At 64.9% G+C, this 6320-nt stretch carries 5 protein-coding genes; 1 reads left to right on the top strand and 4 read right to left on the bottom strand.

Annotation, left to right across the window (positions count from 1 at the left end; translation table 11 throughout):
* Positions 1 to 132: 132 nt before the first annotated feature.
* Genes B2527_RS13280 through B2527_RS13270 form a run of 3 tightly spaced genes read right to left on the bottom strand, consistent with a single transcriptional unit; the run spans position 133 to position 3999 of the window.
* The gene (locus B2527_RS13280; protein ID WP_293714235.1) at positions 133 to 2385 is read right to left on the bottom strand and encodes a TonB-dependent receptor; all 2253 of its coding nucleotides are present in this window, start codon (positions 2383 to 2385) and stop codon (positions 133 to 135) included.
* 17 nt (positions 2386 to 2402) lie between these two features.
* Entirely contained in the window at positions 2403 to 3623 is a 1221-nt protein-coding gene (locus tag B2527_RS13275; RefSeq protein ID WP_293714233.1) for an MFS transporter, read from the bottom strand.
* Positions 3613 to 3999 carry a hypothetical protein gene (locus B2527_RS13270; protein WP_293714231.1) on the bottom strand — a complete coding sequence of 129 codons (387 nt, stop codon included), beginning with the start codon at positions 3997 to 3999 and terminating at the stop codon, positions 3613 to 3615. Before B2527_RS13270 ends, B2527_RS13275 begins: the two co-directional genes overlap by 11 nt.
* A gap of 136 nt (positions 4000 to 4135) precedes the next feature.
* On the opposite strand from B2527_RS13270, the gene B2527_RS13265 reads away from it, so the two are divergent.
* The gene (locus tag B2527_RS13265; protein WP_293714230.1) at positions 4136 to 5083 is read left to right on the top strand and encodes a helix-turn-helix transcriptional regulator; all 948 of its coding nucleotides are present in this window, start codon (positions 4136 to 4138) and stop codon (positions 5081 to 5083) included.
* A 69-nt stretch (positions 5084 to 5152) separates the two neighbouring features.
* On the opposite strand, the gene B2527_RS13260 is transcribed toward B2527_RS13265, so the two are convergent.
* On the bottom strand, positions 5153 to 6046 hold the full coding sequence (locus B2527_RS13260) for an NAD-dependent epimerase/dehydratase family protein (RefSeq protein WP_293714228.1): 894 nt from the start codon (positions 6044 to 6046) through the stop codon (positions 5153 to 5155).
* Positions 6047 to 6320: the final 274 nt, after the last annotated feature.

Below are 6320 nucleotides of genomic sequence, written 5' to 3'. Positions count from 1 at the left end.
CGAAGGGGCGGATGAGGGGAAGCTTTTAAAGCGTTGGGTCTGCTCGCTAGAAGCTTCCCCTCACCCCAACCCCTCTCCCGCAGGCGGGAGAGGGGCTTCTTGCGCCTCTAGCATTCCGAATACGTTGAGGCCTCAGTACTCCACCCGATACCCAACCCCAAACGTCCTTCCCTGTGCCGGCACGCTCGACAACTTGCCGTAGGTCGCTTCCGCCTGCTGCCCGTACACCGTCATGTAGTCACGATCAGCCAGGTTGTAGACACCCACACTGAAACGCCCACCGGCCAGCGGCAGCTCGCCAATCAGATCGAACACCGCATAGCCACGGATTTTCGCCGCCGGCGTCGCGCGGATCGTCGGGCTTACCGCCGCCACCTGTGCATCGCGCCACGCATCATCCGTGCCACCCACGGCCTGCCCCTGCAGACGCAGCAGACTATCGTTGGCAAAGCGCCACTGCCCATGCACACCCGCCTTCAACGGCGAGACACGGAACGCATTGAGCTCGCGCCACTGGCCGGCGGCATCACGGTACTGGCCGCGGGTGCTGGCCACGCTGGCACCCAGTTCCAGCTGCGCGGTAGGCGTATAGCGCAGGTTGGCTTCCACGCCATACACGCGCTCATCGGTGTCGGCGACCGACACGCTGTAGTCACGGTTGAACTGCACGGTCTTGTCCGAGCGGTTGTAGAACGCGGTCACCGCACTCTGCAGCTGCGTGTTGTTCAAACGCCAGCCCAGCTCGTAGTTGTCCACCTTGATCGGCCCGATGTTGCGGCTGTCGATGACGAAGTTGGCTGGCACGTCGCGCAGCATGCGCTGCGTATCGGGCAGGCTGAAACCCTGCGAGAAGTTGGCGAACAACTGCTGCGCATCGCTGAACTTGTAGACCACGCCAGCATTGAACAGCGTCTGCGAATGGCGCACGCGGCCGCCGGCCAGCAGCTTCGGCTGATAGCCGGCCACCGCGTCGGCAGTGATCGCCTCGGTATACGGCAGCGAATCCTCCACCTTGTTGCGCAGGATCTGATGGCGCACGCCGGCCTGCACGCTGAAGCGCTCGCTCAGCGCGTGATCGGCCTGCAGGAACAGGCCGGTGGTGTCCACGCGCACATCCGGGCCCATCGCGTACTGCGCGGTCGGCACGTAGTTCAGGCCGTTGCTGGCGATGAAACGATTGATGTCATACATTTGGCCACGTTGGCTGTCCTCTTCGCGCTCATGGTCCACACCGTAGGACAGCTGCAGGCTGCGTCCGCCGATATCAAAACCCTTGTGCAGGGCGCTGCGCAGGCCCCAGACGTCGATGTCGGTGTTGGACTGCATGGCCACATAGGTATAGCCACCGGGCAGCGCCGGATGCACCAGCGTCGATACCGACGGGAACCAGCGGCCCTGCTCATTGCGGTAATAGGCTTCCACGCTCAGCTCCTGACCGCCGAACACATCGCGGTTGCGGTATTGCGCATTGACGCCCTGGTGGCGGGTACGCGGCTGGGCGTTCAACTGCAGGCCATCGACGGCGTTATGGCTGGGCTGGTAGGCGGGGTTGAACAGCACCGCCAGGCGCGGGCCGTAGTCCGGGCCGTAGTCGCTGTCCTGCTGGTCGTCATACCAACGCAGGCCCACGCTGAGCTGCTGTGCCGGCGCAAGCGCCCACTCCAGGCGCGCGTTGAGTTCCTTGGTCTCGGTGTCCTGGCGGTCGGTCTGGGCGATCTCCGGGCCGATGCGGCGGCCATGCGCGTCCAGCGATGCGCCCTGGCGGCCATAGGCGATACCAAAGGCGCCGCTGAAGCTGTCACCGCGCACGGTCATGGTCTGCGCGGCATTCCAGGCCAAGTTGTCGCTGGATACATCCGAGGGGGTGCGCAGGCCGAGCTGGCTGGCCAGCTGCACCGGTGCATCGCCTGGCTGCAGGGTGATGATGTTGATGATGCCGCCGCTGGCACCGGCGCCGTACAGCGCGGTGGCACCGGAGATCACCTCGATGCGCTCGATCATCGTCGGCGAGATGCTGTTGAGCTGGCGCGAGCCATCGCGTGCGCCAGTCAGCGGCACGCCATCGATCATCACCTGCACGCTGCGGCCACGCATGGTCATGCCGTAGTTGCTGGTGGTGCCGCTGGCCGGTGCCAGCGACGGCACCAGCTGGCCGAGGATGTCGACGGTGCTGCGACCGGCCGCGGTCTGCTGGGCGATCTGCTCGCGCTCGATGGCGTACACGGTGCCGGCGATCTCGGCCACGCTGCGCGCGCCGCGCACGGCGGTGACGCTGACGGCATCCAGCTGGCGGGTGCCGCTGGTGGTGTTGGCCTGTGCTGCCAGCTGGCCACTGATGGCCAGGCTCAGCAGGGCGAGCGGGAGCGTTGCTGCGGTATGCCGCATGGTGTCCTCGGAACGTATCAGGGAGAAGAAGGGGAGAGCGCGAAGCGGCGCAGCAGGGGCTGGCACAACAGCAAGCCAAGCGCGGAGACAATTGCCAGCGCCACGTAATACGCGGTGTAGCCCAGGCCCTTGGCGAGGAAGCCGGACAGCGCGCCACCGATGAAGAAGATCAGCAGCTCAAAGCACACCAGCAAGGTGAAATCGGTACCGGCCTGCTCGCGTGAGCTGATCCGCATGAACAAGGCATACAGACTGGTCATCGCCACATAGCGCAGGGCAAGCAGGGCAATCACCAGCGCGCCCAGCCCAAACTGCGATGAGGCAAGCACACCGCTGTACAGCAAGGCCGCCAGCAGTACATACAGCAGCGTGCGCCACCAACCGGCGTGCATCAGCAACTGTTCGGCGCTGCGTTGCTTGAGCAGCCACGCCGCGCCCACCGCAGCCAGCATGCCAACACCGGCGCCGCCCACCGAGATCAGCAGGCCGATCTCGGTCAGGCTCCACTGCTGGTCGACCAGCAGCGGATTGACCATCGCCATCGCCGGTGCTTCCACCATGCGATACAGCACGATCAGCAGCAGTGCCCAGCGCAGCTCGGGCCGGCGCAGTGCACGCAGCACACTCGGCCGCTGGCTGGCCGCCGGTCGCGGCACTTCGTTGATCTGCTGCACGGCAAACAGGGTCAAGGCGCTCATCGCCGCCAGACTCAGCAGGGCCACATTCCAACCGCGGGTTTCGTACAGCCACAGCACGCCGGCGCCGCCGACCATGCTGCCGAGCGCCACGCCCACGCTCTGCGCCATGCTGCCCAGCCGGTGCTCGGCCGGTGCCAACGCTTCCACCGTATAGCCATCGATGGCGATGTCCTGGGTGGCGGCAATGGTGGAGATCCACATACCAACCAGCACGAATACGGTCAGGCCATGGTCCAGGCCGGTGAAGGCCAATACCAGGATGCCGACCAGCAACAACGACTGGGTGAGCCACAACCAACTGCGCCGACGTCCAAGGGCTGGCAGATGCCAGCGGTCCACCAGCGGCGCCCACAGGAACTTGAACGCCCACGGCAGGTACAGCAGCGACAACATGCCGATCCAGCGCAGGTCCACGCCCTGGCTGCGCAGGATGGCCGGCACCGCCACGTTGTAGAAATACAGCGGCAGCGCGTGGGCCATGTACAGCACCACGATCACTGCCAGGCCCAACCCGGAGGCGGCAGCGCGCTCAGTGCGCATCGGCCTGCTCCAGCTGCTGGCCGACCCAGCGCATGCCGTCGGCAGCATCGGTGGTGACGTAATAGGGCACGCCCCAGGCCGCATGCAGGGCCGGCGTATCCAGCCGCTGCTGCTCGGCCGCGCTGCTGGCAACGCGCACCAGCCCCTTGCAGTAAACGCGGAAGGCGGGTTTGTGCTGCTTGTACCAGACCGCCTGGATGGCGCGGTAATCGTCACTGAAGCTGGCGCCGGGCACCGTGCTGGCAATGAAGTAGAACGGCGTGCCCGCCACGATCAACGCTTCAACGCGCTGCAGCCAGTAGCGGATCTCGTCCGCACTGACCGCATCGTGGAAGACGGCGCGGACCACGGCCGCCTGCTTGATCGTCAAACCCATTGCCACTGACCTTCGCTGAATACGGGGCAGAGGCAGCCATACGCCGCCTCTCAAATAAGAATAGTTATCAATACCATTGAAAGTTTAGGCGCGGCGAAGGAAAATTTAGTCACGACGACATTCGTGGGTATCCCGCATGCAGGTCTACACCTGCGCCGAACTGATGGACGCAGCCCACGCCTTGGGCGGCCAGGTGGACTTCGCGTCCGGCCTGCCCGACGCCATGCCGGTGCTGGCCGGCTGGCAGCAGGTGCAGGCGCTGGACGCCGGCCTGGTGCTGTACCTCAGCCGTAGCCGCGACATGGTGGGCGGCTGCAGCCACAACCGTCTGCCGGCGGGCCTGACCGCCAGCTTCCTGCTGCAGGGCGAGGCCGACGTGGCCATCGGCGACGAACGCCTGCGCCTGGACAGCCGCCACAACCGCAACCCGGCGATGCTGATCCACCTGCGCGAGGACGACCAATTCCTGCGCCACTGGCAGGCCGGCCGCCAGGAAACCAAGGTCAGCCTGCACTTCAGCGACGACTGGCTGGCCCAGCAGCTCGACGCCGTCGCCACGCCGGGCATCGCCCGCCTGCGCCGCAGCCACGCCCGCAACCAGCGTTGGCAGCCCTCGGCAGCGCTGCTGCAGCGAGCGGCGGGCTTGTTTGAAACCGATTCCTCCAGCCCAGCGTTGCTGCGCCGTTTGCAGCAGGAAAGCTTTGCCCTGGAACTGGCGGCAGGCGTAGTGCAGGGCCTGGCAGCAGAGCAGGGCGAGCGCGCGCTTGGCGCGCACCTGCAGCGCTGCGTGAAACGCCTGCAGCAATGGCTGCACAGCGGCGCGGCCGACAGCCTCAGCATCAACCAGATGGCGCGGCAGCTGGGCACCAATGCGGTGGACCTGCAGCGCGGCTTCCAGCAGCAACACGGCAGCAGCATCGCCGCCTACCTGCGCACGCTGCGATTGGAGCGTGCGCGACAAGCACTGCTAAAACAGCGTGTGCCGGTGGAAGTAGCCGCTGATATCGCCGGCTACGCCCATACCAGCAGCTTCAGCGCCGCGTTCAAGCGCCAATACGGCACATCACCCTCGCAGTTGAAATAGCGCCTCTGCTCGCAGGAGCGGCGTAAGCCGCGAAGCAAGCGACCTCAATCGAAACGACATCGCGGCGGATCAATCGACTGTCCGGTCAACAAAGTCCCGCGTATACGGCAGCACTTCCAGGCTGCGCCGATCCACCTGCGCCAATACCTCGCCAAAGCCGAACGCAGGCTCCCAACCCAAGGCCTGCCGGATAGCGGCGTTGTCGTAAACCCGGTCAATGACAGAAGGCAGCGGCCAACCACGTCGCTCATGTTCGGCAACCAGCGCAGGGCAGCGCTGCCGCAGGACTTCGGCCGCATCGCGCCCCAACTGCTCAAGATCCTCGCGCTGGAACGGCGTAGAGCCGCTGACGACGAATCGATTGAAGGAACCCGCTGGCAGCGCCAACGCGGCCACATGCGCATCAGCAACATCGCGGACATCAATACCGCGATGCAGGCGCAGCACCGACATCTGATCCGCAGGCTGCGGGAAGCAACGCGACATACGGATGACGCTGCGTGTCAGCCCTGCACCGGACCAGTCCGCCAGAATCTGCTCGGCTTCCAGCTTGGTGCGGTGGTACACCGTCTTGGGCTGCGGCGTCACGGATTCGTCGATCCAGGTGCAACCCTGCCCGGCGACAGCATCGCCATACAGTGCGGTGGTACTGGTATAGACCACCTGCTTCACCCCCGCCTGCTGCGCAGCCTCCAGCAACTGCTGCACACCCGCCACATTGACCCGCTCGAACTCGCGATCAGATACAAGACCGACGTGCGGCGCGTGGTATGAAGCGGTGTGGAAGACCACATCGACGCCCTGCAATGCTTGATGCAGCAGCCGGGCATCGGTGAAGTCACCAATGAGCGACGAGCAGGAGAAAGGGGAGCGATCGAGGCCAATGACCTCATGGTTTGCGGCAATCGCGTTGTAGATTGCGCGGCCAATCCGGCCTGAACTACCGGTGATAAGAGCTTTCACGGAAAGGTGCGTCTGGCGCCCGTGAGCTGCCGGGATGGAGATATGGTAAATCGCAGCTGCATCTGCTAGATGGTGGAAAGCACACCTATACGCCGCTGGCCGATAGCGGGCAGCCGGAGGCTTATCGTACCCTGAACCCGGTTTCCGACTCCTGTTTCTTTCGCTTCTCTCACAGAGCGCGATAGGGTACTCATGTCAGCGGATGGTGCAGTTTTTCACTTCAAAGTTCTTTCAAGCCGGACCGCTGTGCGAGTTGGCCAGTTCCAGAGGTTGG

Source organism: Stenotrophomonas sp. UBA7606, assembly GCF_002477705.1.
In the GTDB taxonomy this organism is placed as follows: Bacteria; Pseudomonadota; Gammaproteobacteria; order Xanthomonadales; family Xanthomonadaceae; genus Stenotrophomonas.
This window is presented reverse-complemented; position numbering and strand designations above follow the sequence as displayed.

Bases quoted from the DNA above. Each gene is read 5' to 3' on its own strand.
- B2527_RS13275 (WP_293714233.1), bottom strand. From the start codon at position 3,623: ATGCGCACTGAGCGCGCTGCCGCCTCCGGGTTGGGCCTGGCAGTGATC.
- B2527_RS13280 (WP_293714235.1), bottom strand. From the start codon at position 2,385: ATGCGGCATACCGCAGCAACGCTCCCGCTCGCCCTGCTGAGCCTGGCC.
- B2527_RS13265 (WP_293714230.1), top strand. From the start codon at position 4,136: ATGCAGGTCTACACCTGCGCCGAACTGATGGACGCAGCCCACGCCTTG.
- B2527_RS13270 (WP_293714231.1), bottom strand. From the start codon at position 3,999: ATGGGTTTGACGATCAAGCAGGCGGCCGTGGTCCGCGCCGTCTTCCAC.